Origin of the sequence: Aquimarina macrocephali JAMB N27 (genome assembly GCF_000520995.1) — a bacterium.
In the GTDB taxonomy this organism is placed as follows: Bacteria; Bacteroidota; Bacteroidia; order Flavobacteriales; family Flavobacteriaceae; genus Aquimarina; species Aquimarina macrocephali.
The window spans coordinates 496,613-518,731 of sequence record NZ_JACA01000001.1; the positions used below are offsets into that span (position 1 = coordinate 496,613).

Consider the following 22,119-nt stretch of genomic DNA (forward strand, 5'->3'; position numbering starts at 1 on the left):
TGCTAATGCCCGTGACCGTGACCTCCTTCTTCACTGTTTTTTGCCTTCCCCAATATGGTAAAAGCATCTTTTATTACTAATCGAGTAGTACTAATGTCTTTATTTTTATCCTCTAATGTAATCGCTACAAATCCTTCTTCTTCGGTTCCTTTGGTAATAGGTATCATTTCAAAATCCGTAACTATTGCTTCTCCCTCACTTCTTTTCTCACCTGCTGCAAAAACATAATGGTTTCCATCAAAACGCACTATGGCTTCCTCTGGAACAGCATAAGCTTCGTGAGCATCAACTTCAATTTTTGCGTTTACAAACATTCCCGGAAGCAACTCCTGGTTTTTCTCTTTTAAATGCCCATGAATAGTTATAGATCTATCATCACTAACATTGTTACCTATTAAGAAAATCTCTGCTTCCATCCATTTATCAGGTTCATTTGCTAAACGAAAACGAATACGTTGCTCATTTTTTATTAATGGGATATCATCTTCATATACTTTGAGCTCGACATGCAAATCTTCAGCATTGGTAATATCCATTAATACATCTTCTGAACCAAAATATTTTCCGGTATTTACATATACTTCTCTCACTACTCCATTAATAGGAGAATACACATTTACTATAGAAGATACTCTTCCGTTAGTTACATTAGAAGGGTTGATTCCTACCATTTTTAATTTACTTTCTAAAGCTTGAATATTTGCTTTATTAATCAAGTAATCGCTTTTTGCTTTTTGAAATACTTTTGTCGAAGAGACACTTTCTTTATTTAATGTTTCCTGACGTTCATAATCTGCTTTCAGATATTCATTTTTTGCAACTGCTTCCAGATAATCTCTTTGAAATTCTATAAAATCAGGATTCTCTACTCGAGCTACAAGTTGTCCTTTTTTTAATCGTGTCCCGGGAAGCATATCGGTAAATTTCAAAAACCCACCATAAGGAACTGTAATAGAAAGGTTACTTTGAGGAGGAACATCGATCATTCCGTTTACACTTAACTCATTTCCTATTTTACGCTTCTGGGCTTTACCTATTTCTATTTGAGTTTGCTTCATTTGTTCATCTGTCAACTCGATATGATTTTCGTTAGCTTCTTCATGTTTTTCTTCAGAAGTTACTGCAGGTTTATTAGCACACCCTAAGATAAGCAGAAGTACGAATATGGCTATTAATTTATATATGTTTGTTTTCATTTTTATTGAATTGCGTTTATACTTTCAATTTCGATAAGAGTTTGATTGTAAGCGTTTATGAATTCTAAATATTTGGTTTGAATTTCTAGTGCCCGATTGAGTCCTTGTACATATTCTATATATCCAATAGCTCCTTCTGTAAAACCTCGCTGAGATTGTTTTAATAACAGTTCGGATTGTGAAAGCGCATTTTTCTCATAATATAACAAGTTCTTTTGGTTTTTTTCTAGTCGCCCCAAAAGCAAATTTAATTGAGTGGTGACTTCATTTTCAATCACATCCAACTGCGCCTGACTTTCTTTTTGACGGATTTTGGCAGCTTTTATTTTTGCTGTATGTGGTTTGCTCCAAATTGGAATCGCCAGACCTAACTTTACCCCGGTAAATCTGTTTCCAGAATCAAAAATCACATCGGATCCATTTACTGTTTGTCCCGGGCCATTAAAAGATTGATTAAAATACCCTAATGTGATATCAGGAAGCATTTTTGACACCTCCACCGATTTCTTAATATCGGCAATAGTTATTTGTTCTTTGTAAAAAGATAGTACAGGATTTTTCTCTACAGCTGTAGTATTTTGATCTACTGGCAGCAAATTTGATTTTACTTTTAAATCTCCTACATCAATATCAACTTTGTTTTCAGAATTTACCAATTTTTGCATAAGCAATTGATATCCCCTTATAGTTGCATTATTCTCCTGTATTTTAATCTGTAAATCTGCAACTTCTGCATTGGCTGTTGCTTGTTCTAATGCATTACTTTCTCCTGTTTTAAATCGCAGGTTTGCAGCATAGACAAATCGCTGATAAATACTATCTTGTTTTTGAAGCAATTGTTGTTTACTCTTTAGAAACCACAATTGATAATACGTTGCTTTTAATTGCTTTATCACCTTGTTTTGAACCACTTCCTCGTTCAATTCACTGGATTTTATCGTTGCTTTAGCCAACTTATTCTGGTTGGTGTAAAGCGTAGGAAAGGCAAATTTTTGGCTGATACTAAACCTAGTATCATTGTCAAAATCGCTATTCATTTGCCCATATTCTAGGTAAAAATCAGTTTTGGGTAGGTTAAAACTAGTTCCTTTTATAGCATGTTCCTTCTCGGTTTGAAATGCAGCAACTTTTAGATTTGGATTATTTCTTAAAGCTGCGTCCATAACTTCTTCCAAATTTTGATATATGGTTTTTGCTTCACTAGTCTGAGCATTTATGCTAGTCATATTTCCTGCTACTCCAAGAAGTACTACTAGTAAAAGCATTGCTTTTTTTGGTTTCATTTGTACTCTTTTTTCAAAATAATAATAAAGAATAGGCAACACCACAAGGGTTAAAAAAGTAGCGGTAATCAATCCTCCTATGACTACTGTTGCAAGAGGTCGTTGTACCTCTGCTCCCGAGGTTTGAGAAATTGCCATTGGTAAAAACCCTAATGAAGCAACAGTTGCAGTCATAATTACCGGTCGTAATCGAGTTTTGGTTCCTTTATAAATTCGTTCAAAAATATCGGTAATACCTTCTTTTTTTAATCTATTAAATTCTGCAATAAGTACAATTCCGTTTAATACTGCTACACCAAATAAGGCTATAAAACCAACACCTGCAGAAATACTAAATGGCAAATCCCGAAGCCAAAGAGCAAAGACACCTCCTATAGCAGAAAGGGGAATCGCTGTAAATATTAAGACTCCTTGTTTTAAAGAACCAAAAGTAAAATACAATAGAATGAAAATAAGCAATAATGCTAAAGGAACTGCTATCCCAAGGCGTTGCTTAGCTTTGACCAGGTTTTCAAATTGACCTCCATAAGCAACGGTATATCCCGATGCAAAATTTATCTGATTGTCAATTTTAGTACTAATTTCTTCTACAACACTCTGGACATCTCGATCCCGAACATTGAAAGCAATGATAATACGTCGTCTTGTATTATCCCGTTGTATTTGATAAGGGCCATCCTTGATAGATACTGTTGCCAGTTGTTGTAATGGAATCTGTTCTCCTTTGTGTCCATTAATATAAAGATTCTGCACATCTGCAAGACTGGTTCTGTTACTATTATCCAAACGCACTACTAAATCAAAACGTTTTTCTCCTTCATAGACCAATCCTGTAGATGCCCCTGCAAAAGCTGCCTGAATTGTATTGTTAACTGTTTTAATATCCAAACCATACTTTGCTAATTGAGCTCTATTGTAATCTATTACAATTTGTGGTACTCCTGTTACTTCCTCAACATAAACATCGACTGCACCTTTGACTTTTCTGGCAATTTTACCAATTTGATTGGCATAAGAAGAAAGTCGGGCTAAATCCTCTCCATAAATTTTTATGGCCACATCCTGGCGCACCCCTGTCATTAATTCATTAAATCGCATCTGTATAGGTTGTTGAAAACCAAAAGCCACTCCTGGTATCACTTCTAAAGCTTCTGCCATTTTATTAGCCAATTCTGAACGATTGGAAGCAGATACCCATTTTGATTTATCTTTAAGAATAATCATCATGTCTGCAGCTTCTACGGGCATAGGATCGGTAGGTATTTCTCCCGAACCTATTTTTGAAACTACTTGTAATACTTCTGGAAATTGATCGAGTACTATTTTCTCTGCTTTGGTTGTGGCTTTTATTGTATTAGAAAGAGAACTTCCTGTAAGTACCCTGGTTTCTACTGCAAAATCTCCTTCTTCTAGTGTTGGAATAAACTCTCCTCCAAGGTTATTAAATACCAGATATGCTATTATAAAAAGTCCTGATGTAATTGCCAGAATAAATATTCTGCTACGCATTGACCATTTGATTATAGGCTCATATAGCTTATAGAAGAAATTCATGATTTTATCAGAAATATTTTCTTTATGGGTTCCTTTTTTGCTCAATACCAATGCAGACATCATAGGAACATAAGTGAGCGATAATATGAAAGCTCCCAGGATAGCAAAACCAACTGTCTGTGCCATTGGACCAAACATTTTTCCTTCTGTTCCTACCAAGGCTAAAATGGGTAAATACACAATAAGAATAATGATTTCACCGAAAGCAGCAGAATTTCTGATTTTACTTGCTGATTTACAAACTTCTTCATCCATCTCTTTCTGTGTCAACCTCTTGTTAAGTTTTAGGGCTCCAAGATGAAACAAGGTGGCTTCTACAATAATTACTGCTCCATCTACTATCAAGCCGAAATCAATAGCTCCAAGGCTCATTAGATTTGCAGAAACATCAAAAAGATGCATCATACTAAAAGCAAACAAAAGTGATAATGGTATTACCGATGCTGTAATAAGTCCTGCACGCCAATTCCCTAGTAATATTAGTAGGATAAAAATGACAATCAATGCACCTTCTATGAGATTAGTGGTCACTGTACCAATTGCATTATTTACTAATTTAGTCCGATCTAAGAAAGGTTCGATCATTACTCCTTCTGGAAGTGTTTTGGTAATAGATGTTATTTTATCTTTTACATTTTTAATTACCTCTGCAGAATTTGCTCCTTTAAGCATCATTACAATAGCACTTACTACTTCTCCCTCTCCATTGCGAGTAGAAGCACCATAACGAATGGCTTTTCCGGTTTGCACCTTAGCTACATCACTAATTAGAACTGGTATCCCATCGGATGTTTGTTTAATGAGAATATTTTTTATATCCTCTATAGTTCCGATTAATCCTTCACTTCGTATAAATAAGGCTTTATCATTCTTTTCTATATAAGCACCTCCTGTATTTTGATTATTAGTTTCTAATGCATTAAATATTTCTGAAATTGATATATTCATTGCATTTAATCGTTCGGGTCGTATGGCAATTTCATATTGTTTCAGATACCCTCCAAAACTACTTACATCTGCTACTCCTGGTGTACCTAATAGTTGACGTTTTATAATCCAATCCTGAATAGTTCTTAACTCTGTTGCATCATATTGGTCTTCATAACCTGATTTTGTAGTAATGACATATTGGTAAATTTCTCCCAGACCAGTGGTCAAAGGAGCTATACCAGGTTTTCCTATATTTTCAGGAATTTGGGATTGTGCTTCGACAAGGCGTTCGCTAACTTGTTGTCTTGCCCAATACACGTCTACGTTTTCTTCAAAAACAATGGTTACTACTGATAATCCAAAACGTGAAAACGAGCGTATTTCCTCAATTTCGGGAATGGTAGCCATTGTAATTTCTACGGGAAAAGTGATTAGCCGCTCTATTTCTGGTGATGCCAATGTTGGAGAAGAGGTAATCACCTGTACTTGATTATTTGTAATATCGGGAACAGCATCCACTGGCAGCTGTTTTAATGAATATATTCCCAAAATAATCAATGCCAATGTTAGTAATCCAATAATCAATTTATGAGTTATGGAATACCTAATTATTTTATTAAGCATATAATATTTTTAATTCAGTTAGACATCTCGATTCAATTCGATTAAACAGAATTTATCGATGTTAAATAACTGTTACTTTCTTTTAAAAAAGATAGCAACAAGACATAATTATCCTATAAAACTAAATTAAACTTGGGGTGGTTGGAATGGCGTACTAGAGATTTCTTTACCAACACTATCAAAATGGGCAAATAATTCTGTAGAAATTTCTGGAGATATTAATTGATATGTATCAATACTAAAATCAATAACATGAACGTGGCAACAATGACATTGACAGAAAGGAGAGCATAAATCATTCTCTATACCATGATCGTGATTTTCACAAGAATCTGCAAAAGCTTCAATTTGAGAATCCTCTGTGATAGGTATACTATCATTACAAGGCATAAAATCGAGTGCCAGAAAATATATTGATAATATGAATGCTAAAATTTTCACATTACAAAGATAGTAATATTGTAATGCAATGGTATTGCAAAATTATCTAGATTCTAAATGTTACTAATTATTTTCTTTGGAAGTATGGATATTATTCATAAAAACAAAAAACAACAGGAATTGGGGTACGATTTTTAAGGCTTAATATTCAAAACCAGATCAAAAAAAGCGACCCCCGGGTTAACTACTCCCAGGGGTCTAAATTGAAACTTAATTGTATTTAACACAAACTCAACTTATACTAATTATGATAGTTTCAATTTTATTGTTTGTTAGTCTAGGTTTATGGTATAAAGATACGCCCTATCCTATAAATTTTTTAACATTTTTTTGATGATAATTAACATTTAATGGTATGTTAATACATTGATAAAATCAATTGTACTAACCCATTAAAAGTCAATTTTCAAGCTACTTTTTTACTTTATGTAATAATTATGATTACTGTATTCCCAGTGTTTTTTAAACTTTTCCCTAACACTGCAGATTTTTTTATTACTGCAAAATTAATGCCAATTTTGTTTAGTTCACTTTTTTTTAACTTAAATTTAAGTAAACCCTCGGGTAACTACTCCCGAGGGTATGAATTGAAACTAATTATGAAATTTTACACAAATTCAACTTACATAATTAATCGAGTTTCAATTATTGTACTGTAATATCAAAAATTTGAGTAATGTCTGTATCACCACCTGCATTAGCAATATTACCTCCAACTACTCCATCTGCAGCTTTATTAGGTTGGTGTCTTAATGTTACGGTCAAGGTCCCGGTTCCTGCATCTGTTGTTGTTACTGTAAATGTTAGTCCAACAGGATTAGTTGTAGTAAAGGATGTTCCGTCTTCTTTTTTATAATCTGATTCTTTATCAGTATACGCTGTTGTAATATTTAGTGCAGAACTTGTTGCATAAAAAAACTGATGTTCATCTGCTTCTGCTTCTATTTCTTCGTTAATTAATTCGGCAGGGCTCTCAGATTCATTAAGTAATTCTACAGATCCATTATATGTTGTATTGGCAGTTAAATTACCAGAAACCGATACTACCGGTGCTACTGGTCCATCTGCTCCATCTTCATCTGTAACAATCAAAGTTACGGTTCCGCCTCCACTAACTAAAGATACTGTCATTTTGGTTATTAATTCCTCTTCATTAACTGGTACAGGATTATCATCGTCACTAGAGCAAGATGCGAATAAAATACCTCCTACGATAAGCATTGACAAAAGTTTACGTGTGTTCATCATTTCTAAAATTTAATTTAATAGTTAATTGATAATCTTAATAAAAAATTCCTACCCAAATCATCTGCAAAATATCGCTGACGATTTAAGTAATTTCTATAGCTTGTATTTAATATATTGTTTATTGTTAACCCAACTTTTAGTTTGTTTCGTTCTCCTAGAGAAAACTCCATACTGGTATCTGCATTTAATAAATGATATGCATCTGGAGGTGTATTAATTTCTAACAGCACATTTTCATTTTGCTGTGGAGAGAACACAGATATATTAGACGGGTATTCATTTTGTCTAAAAAAGTATTGACTTTCTAAAGAAACATTAAGTCCGAACCAATTTTTGTTACTATAAGTAATACCGTTATTAAAAGTCGGCGCAGGGATATTAATCAACGCGATATCTTTTTCATTTTCTTTTCCTTTTACCATAGAAAAACTATGATCTGTTCTCCAATTCTGATGCCAATTAGCATAAAGTTTAGCATCAACACCTAATAACCTGATATTGGTTTGTCGATATTCCCAAACAGGAAACGCTCCTCGTATAGATAACTGGACGCCTACAGGCTCTAGTAAAATATAATCATTAATAAAATTGGCATATGGTGCTATTTCCCATCCCCATTTTTCTGTATTTTTTTGTGCGGTTAGAGATATTTTATGCGATGTTTCCTGATCCATCCTTAAATCTCCTAACTCAATTCTGGCAGCCGAGTGGTGTAAGCCATCACTAAATAACTCTGAAGGATTAGGAGCACGTTGTGCCAGTGCATAATTAAATCTAAATTCGTAATCTTCTCTAAAAGTATATTGTATTCCGGCAGTACCAGAAACGCTATGGTAATCAAAAACTGGATTAGTGAGCCATTGCGTATTAAAATCTTCAATGATCAGGTTAGAAAAATCTACGTCGTATCCTCTTTCGTCCCATCTGGTTTTTAAGTAAAATTTCTTAGCATCCATACGATTATAATCGTATCGAATACCTGCGTCTACAATGATATCATTTGTCACACTATATTCACCTGTAATAAATGCTCCGGCATCATACTTATCATAGTCAGGAATTAATCTTCTTACTCCTGTACTGGGATTTGCAAAATTATTCTGATATCTAAATAACACTCCTACATTCCACAAAAAATCAGGATTCGAATCAAAACTAAAATCCGAAGTTAACGTATGTGTTTTTAATTCAAGATCTATACTGGGTAATTTGGTAAGTTCTTCTGTTCTTCGAATATCAAACTCAAATCGTTTGTTATATTGAAAATCATATTGTGTATTCCATTTCCCAAGTTCTTCAAAACGTTTAAAATACTTAAGGCGTCCCAAATGATGTGTAACTTCTTGTTTTGGATTATCAATCTCATAAGTAAAATCTCTAATGATTGCAGGCTGCTGCTCATTAATAGCATTTATAAGATCATCTACATTACCAATATGAGATGTTGCTAACACCCCTATTTCGTTATCAAAAAAAGAATAATATGCATCCCAACCGTGGGTAAATTTATTTACTCCAAAAGATAGGGAAGCTCCTTTTTCGAATACTCCCGTATTAGAAAGAACATAGTCTGGTGCTTCTACATCTCCAAAGCGTTTTAATGATCCTTGTACTTTAAAAAACCATCCATTTTTATATCCTTTTATCAATTCTGAAGAAACCGATCCTCCTCTGCCATTTACAGCTCCTGTTACCAAGGTCTTACCAAACAAAGTATCTTTTGAAGGTACTTTACGAGGTTCCATAATAATAACACCGCCAATTGCGTCTCCTCCATATTGTAGTGCAGAAGCTCCTTTGACAACAGTAACATTTCCCGCTGTATTAATATCTACATTAGGGGCATGTTCATCACCCCATTCCATATCTTGCATGCGAACGCCATTATTCATAATCAATACACGACTTCCGCTAAGACCCTGAATAATGGGTTTTACTATCGTAGATCCAGTATTTAAAGACGAAACACCCGTAATTTCTCTAAGGGCATCTCCCAAAGAGGCACTCCCGTATTTTTCTATGATATCAGAACCTATAGTTTCTTCTTGAGCAGAAGTTGTTTTAGTATCATTAGCTCCCGAAACTTTTACTTCTTCTAATTCATTAAGGTGATGTTCTAAGGAGAAATCTTTTGAGGACGTTTTGCCTACATCAAGAGTTACTACCTGCGAATTACACTTTTCATGAGAAACAGTAAAAGCATATGCTGTTGCACATAAACCAGTAATAGAGTATCTACCAGAAGCGTCTGTCACGATTGTACGATTATTAAATGTTATTGTAGCGCCTTCAAGGGGTGCTCCGTCATGAAAATCTATGACTCTGCCAGAAAGTGTTTTATCACATTCTTGTGCTGAAAGGAGATTTATCCCGAGAAGAAACACAAGTAACCAAGTGTGTCTTTTCATTTGTAAAATAAATAATGGATAAACTGATCGGTATGGATATACCACAGTTAAGTTTCAGTAATAAAGTTTAGGTAAAACTAAGCTGCAGGGGGAGCTTTGTTTAGAAAATTGTAAGCTGCAGATGAATCAAAATATCGATTCACATAAGTTGCTCGAACAACATCGGCAGGAACATGTACTGCTTCAGGAACAGTAATTGTATCTGCAGATATAAAATTATCATTATGATGATCAGAAGTAAATTTACAAAGAGTGCAATCTGCATCATTAGCATCATGACCCACAATATGTAAGTCTGCTAATTGAATGATACCAAAGAGTACCAAAAATACGGAAGCTAGTATTTGCCTATTAAACTTCATAACAGCAAATAAACGAAAAAAAATGATTGCTTATTATATTTTTTGGCTAAGAAAGTGTTAAAGACGTATAAAATCTATACTTTTTTGTGCTATTGCCTCCAGATGTTTTGATAAATCATTGTTTTAAAGAAGAAAACTGCCTCTTTATAAAAAGTAAAAGAGACAGTTCTTTACTAGTTATCCTGCATTACAAGAGGTTACACATGCTGCCATATAATCCTGAGCTTCTTCTCCTGACCATCCTTTACCCATAAGAAATTCTGCTCGATCGTTACACATACCTACACATCCACCTCCACAAACAGTAAGTAAATTTTCTCTTTTAAGTCTTTTTACTCCTTCTAATTTTAAAATGTTTTTTAACATAATTACATTATTACATTATTACTTTGTTAAATCAACGTCCAAACTTTTAAAGGTACTTGGACTATATACCCACATTGTTATTAACGAATTATCTATTTAGTTATTACACTTAGTTTCTCATAAATTTTATAGATTTTTCAGTAATTTCTTGTAAGTTTTTACTTAAATCATCTTTATACCACGGATGTTTTACCCCAAATATATGATCGGCTCCTTCTACCAAGAAAATATCACTGTTAATGCTCCATTCATGTATATTTCTACTTTCCTGCATATCAACTGTCGGATCATCTGTACCATGAATAATTAAATGTGGAATTTCAATTTTTTTGGCCGCATTAGCGATGGTTAATCTATCTTCATTTTCTATAAAAGATGTATAAAATTGAAAATAATGTGGCATTTGCTGTTTAGTTCTTCCGTTTTCGATATACATTACTCCTTTCTTCTGCCAATATGCAAAGGCTTCTCCTTTTGGAAACCGGTTTTTGTAATCAGAAACACTTGCCCATGTTATTAATGTAGTGATTCTCTTATCTTCTGCGGCTTTAATAGTTACAATTCCACCACCACGAGAATGGCCTATCAAAGAAATGTTTGAAGTATTAATTTCATTTTTGAATTTAAAACCCGAAGAGGTTACCCAATTTATAATGGTTTCTAAATCATCTAATTCTTTGATATAATTATTATTACCAAAAGCTTCCAGATCAGGAAAATCAATAGGTTGTTTTGTAGTACCTCCGTTATGTGAGAAATTAAATTTTATAAAGAAAAACCCAGCGTTGGCAAAAGTTTCTGCCACCAAATCCCAAGCTCCCCAATCCTTAAAACCTTTATACCCATGACAAAAAATAATAATAGGTTTTTGCAACTCATTATTAGTATAAAAAACATCTGCCAAAATTGATTTTTGATGTCTTCCTGTTACTATTATATTTTTGCTTTTGGCCATCATAATTTTAAGTGTAACGTTTAATATCTACTCTATTATCTCGCAGCTATACTTCTTTTTCAATAAATGGGGTTTCAACATCAAAAATTTCCAGGATCAGTTTTTTTAACTGTAGCAGATAATCATCGAACACTGCATTGGTGATTTCGTAATTTGCTTTCCCTCTTATGCTTTCTTTTGTCCCAAACCTAAGAAACCCTTCCTGAAGATTCTTAAATGAAATTATACCTGCTTGAAAAGCTTCTGAAATTGGATTTTCATTATGTTGCATATATGCATATGCCAAAACCTGGATTACTTTGCTGTATTTATACTCATCGGTAATTATATCCCAATCCATAATAACGACATCATTTCGACCTACTCTTCCTGTCTTATAATCTATTATCCTTACTTGCCCATCTAGCTCATCGATACGATCTACTTTTCCTTTTATATAAATAGGAAAATCCAACTCAGGAATTCTCAGTTTTGTTTTTAGATTACTTTCTATGGCCAGAATTTTTAATCGGGCTCCACTCTTTATTAGTTTCTCCTCGGCTTTCAGGAAATTATATACATACTGCTTAGCTACTTCAAAAATCAAAAGATTTTTACCTTGCGTGATATTGAGCTTTGTATATTCTTGTTTAAACTGATCCCGAAGTTCGATGTCAATATGACCTCTCATCTTATTGATATCTTCTACAGTAAGAAATTTACCTTCTAATGGCTTATAAAAAGTTTCGAGCGTATTATGAATAACTGTCCCTAAAGTATTTGCAGCAATAGTTTCTTCTACCTGTTCGGTTTCAGTAACACCCAAAACATATTTATAATAGAAATCCATTGGGTTTCTTATATAAGCAGTTAGTGCAGAAGGGGATAACCCATAAGCACTTAGTTCTTTTAATTTTAGTAAAACAGCTTCATTTTTCTTTATCTGTAATGGCTGGTTAGTTAACATAGGTACTTCTGCAGACACTACATATTTTGTGAGTTTATGTTTTGGTCTTTTGTCAATATCCAACTGAAGTAGAAATCTGCTCTTTTCTCCACCACCTACTCCTTCGTCTTCCGTATTGTACAGTAGATATACTTTTTTGGCTCTTTGGATCAATCTATAAAAATGATACGTATATATAGCGTCTTTTTCTTTATATGTAGGGAGATTGTACGCTCTTTTCAGATCATAAGGAATAAAAGAATTCATGCTTTTCCCGGCAGGTAAAACTCCTTCATTAACTGAAGTGATAATAACAGTTTCAAAATCAAGACATCGAGACTCTAACATCCCCATGAGTTGTAATCCACTAAATGGTTCACCAGAAAAATCGAGTGTCTCAGACATCATAATATCTTTATACAATGTATATAAAGATCCAATCGTTTCTAAATATTGATAGCTATTGTGTAGTGTAAAAACTTTATTAAAAACTAAATGGAAATGGTATACATATTCTAATTCTAACTCATCGTTTTTCTTATCGAGATTATTCTTGAGCAATAGTATTATTTTTCTACAATTTTCTAAGGCTGTGGTAACATCTTTCCAGGGTTCAAATAGTAATGCAAGAGTTTCTTTTTCCTTATCTGAAGCTTTCTCCTGTAGTTTATCTAATGTTATGTAAACGATATTTTCTTTAGAAATGGTATTAATTAATCGTGTTGCTTCAAACCCTAATATCCTATGTGCTGGCAGGCTATTTAAAATTTCTAATACTAATTTATAATAGAATCCTTTGGAGTTAGAATTCTTATGAAGCCCAAATAAAAGTTCAAAAAATGCAGCTATTGGAACTTCTTTAAGAGGTAGTCCCATTGTAATATTTAGGGCTTCGATTGTATTGGGCAAAGAATTAAGTAAAGGCTGCAATAGTGCTTCATCTGCAAGTACTAAAGCTGTTTTTTCGATCTCGGTCTTGGGTATCATAGTCAATATTTGGCCAATGGATTTTGCTTGTCCAATATTTTTAGGTACTCCTATTAGAGTGATGTCTTTTTCTTCAGAAAAATTGTTTTGTACCCATTGAAATGGATTCTTTTTATAGTACCCCCATTGATTTTTATATGTTCGTAAGAATAAAGACGCTTCGTGGTAGGTGTTCTCCACAAAAAACTGATCCGCATCCCAATATACCTGAGCAATATCAGCCTCTAAGAGTGATTGAAAAATGATCTGTTCTGCATTATTAAGTGCATTAAATCCTACCAGAATATGTGTTCTATTTTCGGTATTAATATACGCTTGGATATCTTCTGATGCTTTTCTGTACAACAATCCTTGATATCCTATTTTTTTGGAAAGCAATTTATTTTTAAAATTGTCATAGTAATCCATTAGGTTTTCCCAAAACCTAATATAATTTTTAACCAATTCGGTTTTTTCTTTTTGTAAATACCAATGGTTTAAGTCTTGTATTCCTGATAAATAAGAAAAAAAGCTCTGATGATCTATACAATACCTGTCGATTTCATTAAAATCATAGATCAAGGTCTGGGCCCAATTGCTAAAGGTTTCAAAATCCTCTTTTTCTAGGTGGGTATGAGTGTTTAGGTACGTTTCATAAAACTCAAATAATGTCTGAACATTATCAATTTGTTGCAATCCTGATAGTCGAACAATAAATTCTTCAATACTAAGGATTACTGGAGCAAAAAGAGTTTGATCAGGATATGTTTCTAAAAGTTCTTTTTTAAGAAAAAGCCCTGCTCTTTTGCTAGGTACCAGAAAAATTAGATCACTTATTTTTTCTGTAGTGCCTTGCACTTCTAGTATAACATCTTTTAGAAAACTTTTCAAGTATTTATGATTTTATGTGCAAGATATTAAATCTGAAGGCAAACCTGAACCTCTTAAGAAGAATCGATCGTGTTAAGTCAAGATCTTTATTTAATTTTCTAAAAATAAAAAACGTCCCGAAAATTTCGGGACGTTTTTATTATTATGATTGAGAGACTTTATTCTTATTTCACTAAGTTGATCTCTACACGTCTGTTTTCTTTTCTACCTTTTCTAGTCTTATTAGAAGCGATAGGTCTGTCTTCACCATAACCAACAGCTGATAATCTGAACTGGTCGATACCATTTTCTGTCAAGTAGTTCTTAACAGAATTTGCTCTAGAATCAGATAATCTTTGATTAAGTTTAGCACTTCCTACACTATCAGTATGTCCTTCTACAGTAAATTTAGCATTAGGGTACTCTTTTAATATCGCTATGATATCAGCAAGTGCTTGATTAGACTCTGATTTAATGGTAGATTTACCAGAATCAAACAAGATAGTTTTTGCATAGTTATTAAGAGTCTTCTGTACTTCTTCAGTTACTTCTGGACAACCATTGTTAGCAACAGTACCAGCAACGTCAGGACAGTTATCATCTTTATCTAATACACCATCACCATCTTTATCTTGGTAAGGACATCCATTATTAGCAGCTGGTCCAGCTTCATTAGGACAACCATCTTTACCATCAGCGATTCCATCACCGTCAGCATCAGGACATCCATTAAGAGCAGGTAATCCAGCTTCAGTAGGACACTCATCTTTAGGATCTGGAACTCCGTCACCGTCAGTATCAGGACATCCATTAAATTCAGCAGTACCTGCAGTATCAGGACACTCATCTTTAGCATCAGTGATTCCATCACCATCAGTATCAGGACATCCGTTGAATTCTTCTAAACCAGGAACGTCTGGACATTCGTCATCTTTGTCATATATTCCGTCACCATCAGTATCTTTACCTCCAAATGCGAAAGTAAGTCCTGCAGAATGTTGGAAATGAGTTGGTGGGTAACTACCAGTCTCATAATCTTCAAATACGTGCTTGTAAGTTGTTTGAAGGTTAAATGCTAAGTTTTCAGTTAACCAAAAGTTGAATCCAAGAGAACCGTTTAATGTTCCAGCTCCTTTTTCATCAAGCCAAGTATAACCTCCACCTACACCTAAGTAAGGATCGATCCAACTTGAACCAAATGCTTTCTTAAAGCTGTAGCTAATTCTACCATCTAAGGCATAATAAGATAGGTCATCAACTTTTAAATCTTCTCCTGTAGTAGGATTTTCTCCCCAGTTTTCTATTTTGTTAACCGATCCTGCCGCTGTAAAACTAAAACCATCTCCTATATATCTACCAACAGATAATTTGGAAACAGATGGAAGGATGTTCCAGTGGTCACTAGCATTAAAATATTCATCGAAAATTTCTCCCTGACTGGTAAGGTCTCCCCCAGTAGGAAAGATGTCAACGGCATTAATGCCTATAGAAACCGCCCAAGGATTGTTTTCATCTTGTGCATTCGCCGTACTAAATCCAAGTACAAGTAACGAAGCCACTAAAAATCTGCTAAGATGTTTCATATTCAATAATTTAATTTTTAAGTGTTAATTAGAGCAAATGTAATATGTTAAAAATAACTGTCAAAGATAAATCTAATAAATTTTTCTTAACAGGCCAGCATATATCGCAGCTTTGGAGAGTGTAGTCGTTTTTTCTTACAGTTTTCTAGCCCCAAAAAAAGCAATGATTTTAACCTTATTAGAGAAAAATTAAAGTATCTATCTCAGCAATTACGTTACAATTATAAGATAAAAATACCTTTTATCCTTAAATTTCTTTTAGTAATTATAAAAATGATAGTTTATTTATACATGTTTTAAGGTGATATTATCATTAAAATAAATTAGAATTTTATCTTTTATAGTGTGTCCCATTTTTTCAAGAAGTGATGCATAGCCCTGTATTTGCATAGCATGAGAAGCATTATGAACTCCTGTTTTATAATCTATTATGGTCGTTAGATTATTTTTATCAATTACTATTCGATCAGGTCGAAATAATCTTCCATTAGAAATTATATCTCTTTCATTATGCACTATATTGTCTAAAGAGAAGTATTGAGAAAGCTCTGGGTGGTCTACAATATCCTTTATTTCGTCATGAAGTATTTCTTTTTCAGAAATAGTAATTTCTCCTGTTTTGTATGCTTCCTCAACAACTCTTTTCACATCCTTATATGTATCTATAGAAGCCATAAGATCATGTATCAAATTTCCTTTTTCTATTGCACTCTGTTGAGATGTATCCCATAGTTTACCAGAATTAGTTACAATATTTACCTTATATTTTCTCGAGGAATCCTCGAATCTAGAAAGTTTAACCACTTTTGGCTTGTCTTCTATATCTGTGTTTATAACCTCTGGTTTTAAAGAGTGACCAAAAGTATATTCCGTTTTTTGAGGATTCCATTGATCCAAATGTTTTAGATACGCAATTAATTTCCCAGAAAAAGTATTTGGATTACTTTCTCCTTTAGAATTTAATTTCAAATTAGAAACAATATACAGCTGTTCTTTTGCACGAGTAAGTACTACATATAATAGATTAAATGCATCTAATTCTAATTGAGCTTGTCTGTTTAAAACAATTTCTTCTGCATCTTTACCATACTCAGATATACCTTTATTATAGTTGATAAATACTTCTTCAAAATTGTCATATTTTTTGCTATCCACTGCTAACCATGTTTTGGGCTCTATTTCTTCATAGATATCAATATTAGCATATGGATAAATAACACAAGGAAACTCCAGTCCTTTTGCCTTGTGTATTGTCATGATCTGAATTGCCTGCTCTGTTTCTGGAGCAACAATGCTTAATTTATCTTTTTTGACATGCCAATACCCTAAAAAACCTACAATACCTTCTGTATGTTTTTGAGTAAATGCAAACACAACATCCAGGAAAAATTGTATGTACGCTGTAGTTTTATCGGCAAGAGAAAAACTGGCTATAATATATTCTACTGCATCATAAAGAGGTTTTATAGCTACTTTGGTAAGATCAAAATCAAGACCTAGAGTTTTAAGCTCAGAGGAAAATGTATTCTTATTACTATTTATCATTTTTTCCAGAAATAAATGCTTTTCTTCTATTGAAAACTTCTCGGTCAAGAAATGTAATACGTTGATTTTTGATTGTAGATGATCTGGTTGTATACACCAGGTAAGTAGGTCAATAATAAATACAACTTGAGGAGCATTATTAATTAATAATGTCTCTGAAGAAATTATAGATAGTCCTTTCTGGGTAAGAAGATCTGCTATGGCAGCTCCTTCTTTTTGCTTTCTTACGATAACACATATTTCATTGAGAGGATATCCCTTTTTGTTTAGTTCGAGTACAGTTTCATATACTTTCTCGGGGTATAAGTCATTCTCCTGAGCTACATTTTTAGCTTCAACAAATGATATATTAATATATCCATCTTTTTTGGAGTTAACTTCTTGTTTATTACCCAATACATATAATTCCCGATGTTTTTCATTTTTAAAATCACCAGATAAAAAGGTAAATAGGCTATTATTGAATTTAATAATTTCTTCGTGACTACGATAGTTTCTAGGGAGATTAAGAACTTGTTTTTCTTGTATCGAAAAAGGGTTTTCATCAGAAGATAAATTGATAAATTGTTCTGCTTTCCCTCCTCTCCATCGATAAATTGCCTGTTTTGCATCTCCTACTATGGTAACTTGCCCTCTTTTACCTGTTAACGTTTCTGTTGAAACCGCATTATCAATAAGAGGGATCAAATTACTCCATTGTAATTCTGAAGTATCCTGAAATTCATCAATAAAATAATCTCTATACCGCTCTCCTAAACGTTCGTATATAAACGGAGCTGGCTGATCCTTAATTGCATTACTTATAATCGTATTAAATTCTGATATCAATAGAATTTTTCTTTCCTTTTTGATTTCGATTAACTCCTTATTAATTGCATTTAATACTGAAAGAGGGGTAAGGTTTTTGGTAATGTTCTGGAAAAAACCAATTCGTATTAATGATTGCTTTGTTTTTAGAAAGGCTTCTTCTATAGCGGGTCTAATGCTATCGATTATTTCTTTTTTATGAGAGTCTAACTTAGCATTATAGAAAGAAGCTTCTTGTATATTTTGTTTCCAGACTGCTTTAAAATCTGCTTTCACTTCACCTTCTACAAGTTTTAAAAAATGGTTAGGAATTGAGCTGCGAGTAAAATCTGCATATTCTACTCCTTGGGTTTTTATTAATTGTAAAATTGTATTCGACTCAGAAATAATATCTTTCTTACATTCGACAACTCTGTGATTCAACTGTTTTTTCAGGATCTCAAAATCAGTAATTGTTTTATGCGAAAGTTTATTGAGATGTTCTCTATCATTTTCACTAAACAACAATCTGGCTATCTTATTAAGCTCTATAGTGATATCCCAACTTTTATCATCCTCAAGCTTGCTGATTGCAAAATCAACAATCAACCTGGTCAACTCTTCGTTTAGTCCTATCTTGGCAACTACTGCGTCTACAGCTTCTTCAATTAAAGAATCTGTATCCATTTCGATCTCAAAATTCATAGGAATCCCTAAATCATGTGCAAATGTCCTGATTACTCTATGTGTAAATGTATCAATAGTAACAACATCAAATGCCGCATAATTATGAAGAATACTTCTAAGAATTCGTTTTGCTTTTTGTTTAAGTTCGAGTTCAGGAATTTTGGTCTCTGCACTTAATTCATTTAGTAAACTCTGGTGTTTTGACGAAGTATCAAGAGCACTAATAGCAACAAGGTTCTCTAATATTCTGGATTTCATCTCGGCAACTGCTTTATTTGTAAAAGTAATTGCCAAGATATTCTTATAACTGTCCCTAAACTCTCCTTTTAAAAGAGCAATTAAATATGCTTTTACCAAAGTATAGGTTTTACCGGCACCAGCAGCAGCATTATAAACAATAAAAGCAGTAGTCGAATTCAATTCTTTTTTTTACTAAAATACTAAAACCCGAAATTCTTATACTATCGATTTCTATAAAATTATAATAACAAAAAGGTTGTTTTTACTATCCTGCGGGTTTTAATTAATTTATAACAATTATAAATTTTTATTCATCATTCGAATTGTTAAATTTGATGTCGCTTTTATTTTTTATTAATTAAAATAATAACATATGTCATTCGAATTACCAAAATTAAACTACGCTTTTGATGCGTTAGAACCTCATATAGATGCTCGTACCATGGAAATTCATCATGATAAACATCATGCTGGATATACTAGTAAATTAAATGCTGCACTTGAAGGAACTGATCTTGAGGGTAAAACCATTGAAAATATTCTTATTAATCTAGATATGTCAAACGGTGCTGTTAGAAATAACGGTGGTGGATATTATAATCATAATTTATTTTGGGAGATAATGTCACCTAATGGTGGAGAAAAACCTTCTGGTGAGATTGCAGATGCAATTAATGCTGCATATGGATCTTTTGATGCTTTTAAAGAAGCATTCTCAAAAGCAGCTGCGACCAGATTTGGATCTGGATGGGCTTGGTTATGTGTACATCAAGGAGGGAAAGTAGAAATCTGCTCTACACCTAATCAAGATAATCCTCTAATGCCAGGTATTGGATGCGGAGGAACTCCTATCCTTGCACTAGATGTTTGGGAACATGCATATTATTTAAACTATCAAAACCGTCGTCCGGATTATGTTTCAGCATTTTTTAATGTAATTGACTGGAACGAAGTGGCTAGCCGATATGCTCAAGGAAAATAAGTGATATTATATATTTAACAAAAAGAAAAAGAGTTGCAGTATTGTGACTCTTTTTTATGTGAAAGTGTTACGAAATGTTGGAAAATAAAAAAAGGTGGAAGAACCACCTTTTTTTGCCCCAAATCTACCATGAACTTAACCTACTTATGCTATGGCTTTGCTAATATAGAACGTTATTTCATAGTGAAAAAATGTTTTAGACGAAAGGTCAAAATACTTGTTGAAATACACAAATTAACCCTTTTTAATAACAAACATTTTTGTTTTTTTAATAAGCTCTTTCATTTTTACCTTCAAAGAAGTTTATAAAAGCCTTATTTACAACTCTGTTTCCTCCTATTGTTGGATAATCTCCTGTAAAATACCAATCTCCAAGGTTCTTAGGACACGCCTGATGAAGGTTATCAACGGTCTGATAAATAATCTTTACTTTAGCTTTTACTGATGTATCACTTAACAATTCTGATATTTTATCACTTATTTCCTGATCAGAAAATCCGCTATAGATTTCTTTTACAAAATTTTGCACCTCTGAGTCCACTAGATTTTCTTGAGCTTTACATTTTTCATAAACCTGCTCTACCAAATCATAATTCCCATTTTCTTTTAAAAGCTCTAATGTTGCTTTAAATGCGATTAAACCTTCTAATCTTGCCATATCAATTCCGTAACAATCAGGATAACGAATTTGCGGTGCCGAAGAAACAATAACGATTTTCTTTGGCTTCAATCTATCCATCATCTTGATAATACTCTTTTTCAGCGTTGTTCCTCTAACGATACTATCATCAATTATGACTAAATTATCTTCTTGTTTTACTACACCATAAGTCACATCATAGACATGAGCTACCAAATCATCTCTACTACGATCTTCTGTAATAAAGGTACGAAGCTTAGCATCTTTGATTGCAATTTTCTCTGTTCTTAATCTGTATGAGAGAATTTCTGATAGACGCTCATCTGTTAATGTTTCTTTTTCTGAAAGTATAGTTTCGTTCTTCTGCTTATTTAATTCATCCTGAGCAGCTTCAACCATACCGTAGAAAGAGGTTTCGGCTGTGTTCGGAATAAAAGAAAAAACAGTATTTACTGTATCATGATTAATTTCTTTTAAGACCTGAGGCATAATCAACCTTCCCAAACTCTTTCTTTCCTCATAAATCTCAGCATCACTTCCACGTGAAAAATAAATACGTTCAAAAGAACATGCTTTCCGTTCTAGTGGATCAATAATTCTATCTACAGAAGTATCTCCGTTCTTTTTGACGATAATTGCTTTTCCCGGATCAAGCTCTAGTACATCATCAAAAGCAACATTAAATACTGTTTGAATAACAGGCCTTTCTGATGCTACAACTACCACTTCATCGTCTTTATAATAGTATGTTGGCCTGATTCCTGCAGGATCTCTTAAAACAAAAGCATCACCATGTCCAAGCATTCCTGCCATGGCATAACCTCCATCCCAGTCTCTTGATGATTTTTTAAGGATTTTAGCCACATTTAATCGTTCTGCAATTTGCGGAGAGGCTTCATTTTTATTAAACCCTTCTTTCTTTAATTTCTTATATAACTTGGCTACTTCAGAATCCAAAAAGTGGCCGATTTTTTCCATTACAGTAACGGTATCTACCTTATCTTTTGGGTGCTGTCCTAATCTTACAAGATTATTAAATAACACATCATTGTTAGTCATATTGAAGTTACCTGCTACAATAAGATTACGATGCATCCAATTGTTCTGTCTTAAAAAAGGATGAACACTCTCTACACTATTCTTGCCAAATGTCCCGTAACGCACATGTCCCAGAAGTACTTCTCCTATATAAGGAATATTCTTTTTCTGTAGTTCGACATCATCAGCATATTCTGGATGATCCACCAATTCTTTATTAATTCTATCATTAATCTGAGAAAAAATATCTTGTATTGGCTGTGATTCACTAGATCGAACCCTGCTTATGTATCGTTCACCAGGAGCCGTGTCTAATTTAATACTTGCAAATCCAGCACCATCTTGACCGCGATTATGTTGTTTTTCCATCATTAGATACATTTTATTTACTCCATAAAATGCACTACCGTATTTTTCTTTATAATACTCTAATGGTTTTAGTAGTCTGATAAATGCTATACCGCATTCGTGTTTTAACGCATCACTCATT

General features: G+C 33.3%; 13 protein-coding genes. 1 reads left to right on the forward strand and 12 read right to left on the reverse strand.

Annotation, left to right across the window (positions count from 1 at the left end; all coding sequences use genetic code 11):
• Positions 1-2: 2 nt before the first annotated feature.
• The 11 genes from Z054_RS0102345 to Z054_RS0102395 form a co-directional block, all read right to left on the reverse strand.
• The gene (locus tag Z054_RS0102345) at positions 3-1,196 is read right to left on the reverse strand and encodes an efflux RND transporter periplasmic adaptor subunit (RefSeq protein WP_024768492.1); all 1,194 of its coding nucleotides are present in this window, start codon (positions 1,194-1,196) and stop codon (positions 3-5) included.
• Positions 1,197-1,198: 2 nt separating this feature from the next.
• Positions 1,199-5,587 (reverse strand): CusA/CzcA family heavy metal efflux RND transporter, encoded by a 4,389-nt coding sequence (locus Z054_RS0102350; RefSeq protein ID WP_024768493.1) that lies wholly within the window; start codon positions 5,585-5,587, stop codon positions 1,199-1,201.
• Between the two features lie 126 nt (positions 5,588-5,713).
• The gene (locus Z054_RS0102355) at positions 5,714-6,028 is read right to left on the reverse strand and encodes a DUF6660 family protein (protein WP_024768494.1); all 315 of its coding nucleotides are present in this window, start codon (positions 6,026-6,028) and stop codon (positions 5,714-5,716) included.
• 645 nt (positions 6,029-6,673) lie between these two features.
• Positions 6,674-7,273, reverse strand: coding sequence for a hypothetical protein (locus Z054_RS0102360; RefSeq protein ID WP_024768495.1), 600 nt, complete (start codon positions 7,271-7,273; stop codon positions 6,674-6,676).
• A 17-nt stretch (positions 7,274-7,290) separates the two neighbouring features.
• Entirely contained in the window at positions 7,291-9,684 is a 2,394-nt protein-coding gene (locus tag Z054_RS0102365) for a TonB-dependent receptor (protein ID WP_024768496.1), read from the reverse strand.
• Between the two features lie 77 nt (positions 9,685-9,761).
• The gene (locus tag Z054_RS0102370) at positions 9,762-10,046 is read right to left on the reverse strand and encodes a hypothetical protein (RefSeq protein ID WP_024768497.1); all 285 of its coding nucleotides are present in this window, start codon (positions 10,044-10,046) and stop codon (positions 9,762-9,764) included.
• 177 nt (positions 10,047-10,223) lie between these two features.
• On the reverse strand, positions 10,224-10,412 hold the full coding sequence (locus Z054_RS0102375) for a hypothetical protein (protein ID WP_024768498.1): 189 nt from the start codon (positions 10,410-10,412) through the stop codon (positions 10,224-10,226).
• Positions 10,413-10,521: 109 nt separating this feature from the next.
• Positions 10,522-11,370, reverse strand: coding sequence for an alpha/beta hydrolase family protein (locus tag Z054_RS0102380; protein ID WP_316929914.1), 849 nt, complete (start codon positions 11,368-11,370; stop codon positions 10,522-10,524).
• Between the two features lie 43 nt (positions 11,371-11,413).
• Entirely contained in the window at positions 11,414-14,149 is a 2,736-nt protein-coding gene (locus Z054_RS0102385; protein ID WP_024768500.1) for a PD-(D/E)XK nuclease family protein, read from the reverse strand.
• A 164-nt stretch (positions 14,150-14,313) separates the two neighbouring features.
• On the reverse strand, positions 14,314-15,711 hold the full coding sequence (locus Z054_RS0102390; protein ID WP_024768501.1) for an OmpA family protein: 1,398 nt from the start codon (positions 15,709-15,711) through the stop codon (positions 14,314-14,316).
• A 285-nt stretch (positions 15,712-15,996) separates the two neighbouring features.
• The gene (locus Z054_RS0102395) at positions 15,997-19,149 is read right to left on the reverse strand and encodes a UvrD-helicase domain-containing protein (protein WP_024768502.1); all 3,153 of its coding nucleotides are present in this window, start codon (positions 19,147-19,149) and stop codon (positions 15,997-15,999) included.
• Positions 19,150-19,342: 193 nt separating this feature from the next.
• Here Z054_RS0102395 and Z054_RS0102400 point away from each other — a divergent pair, with 193 nt between their 5' ends.
• Positions 19,343-19,951 carry a superoxide dismutase gene (locus Z054_RS0102400; protein ID WP_024768503.1) on the forward strand — a complete coding sequence of 203 codons (609 nt, stop codon included), beginning with the start codon at positions 19,343-19,345 and terminating at the stop codon, positions 19,949-19,951.
• Between the two features lie 268 nt (positions 19,952-20,219).
• Here the strand turns inward: Z054_RS0102400 and Z054_RS0102405 are convergent, their stop codons facing one another.
• Complete coding sequence (locus tag Z054_RS0102405) at positions 20,220-22,118, reverse strand: amidophosphoribosyltransferase (RefSeq protein WP_024768504.1); 1,899 nt, start codon at positions 22,116-22,118, stop codon at positions 20,220-20,222.
• Position 22,119: the final 1 nt, after the last annotated feature.

Excerpts from the sequence above, each read along its gene's own strand:
- Z054_RS0102345 (WP_024768492.1), bottom strand. The coding sequence starts at position 1,196 with ATGAAAACAAACATATATAAATTAATAGCCATATTCGTACTTCTGCTT.
- Z054_RS0102350 (WP_024768493.1), bottom strand. The coding sequence starts at position 5,587 with ATGCTTAATAAAATAATTAGGTATTCCATAACTCATAAATTGATTATT.
- Z054_RS0102360 (WP_024768495.1), bottom strand. The coding sequence starts at position 7,273 with ATGAACACACGTAAACTTTTGTCAATGCTTATCGTAGGAGGTATTTTA.
- Z054_RS0102365 (WP_024768496.1), bottom strand. The coding sequence starts at position 9,684 with ATGAAAAGACACACTTGGTTACTTGTGTTTCTTCTCGGGATAAATCTC.
- Z054_RS0102370 (WP_024768497.1), bottom strand. The coding sequence starts at position 10,046 with ATGAAGTTTAATAGGCAAATACTAGCTTCCGTATTTTTGGTACTCTTT.
- Z054_RS0102375 (WP_024768498.1), bottom strand. The coding sequence starts at position 10,412 with ATGTTAAAAAACATTTTAAAATTAGAAGGAGTAAAAAGACTTAAAAGA.
- Z054_RS0102380 (WP_316929914.1), bottom strand. The coding sequence starts at position 11,370 with ATGATGGCCAAAAGCAAAAATATAATAGTAACAGGAAGACATCAAAAA.
- Z054_RS0102390 (WP_024768501.1), bottom strand. The coding sequence starts at position 15,711 with ATGAAACATCTTAGCAGATTTTTAGTGGCTTCGTTACTTGTACTTGGA.
- Z054_RS0102400 (WP_024768503.1), top strand. The coding sequence starts at position 19,343 with ATGTCATTCGAATTACCAAAATTAAACTACGCTTTTGATGCGTTAGAA.
- Z054_RS0102405 (WP_024768504.1), bottom strand. The coding sequence starts at position 22,118 with ATGAGTGATGCGTTAAAACACGAATGCGGTATAGCATTTATCAGACTA.